The 228-nt window shown below is 57.5% G+C and carries 1 protein-coding gene; it reads left to right on the forward strand.

Going from position 1 to position 228, the window contains the following annotated elements; translation table 11 throughout:
• Window positions 1–228: glycosyltransferase (locus tag SB754_RS23490; protein ID WP_410784636.1), on the forward strand; the 228-nt coding region annotated here is incomplete at both ends.

The following is a 228-nucleotide window of genomic DNA, read 5'->3' on the forward strand; positions in this document are numbered from 1 at the left end:
GGCGTACAAGGTGTTCCTGAACGTGAACTCTGTGGTGGATTCACCCACCATGTGCGCACGGCGGATCTTCGAGATCTCAGCTGCTGGGACTTCGGTGGTCAGCACGCCGAGCATTGCATTGGGCCAGACCTGGGAACCCGGTGAGCAGTTCATCGTGGAGACGGCTGAAGAAGCTGAACAGGTGATGGAATCCGTCATTCGAAATCCTGAGCTTTCGGACCGGCAGCT

This window comes from Leifsonia sp. SIMBA_070, assembly GCF_046534635.1.
In the GTDB taxonomy this organism is placed as follows: domain Bacteria; phylum Actinomycetota; class Actinomycetes; order Actinomycetales; family Microbacteriaceae; genus Leifsonia.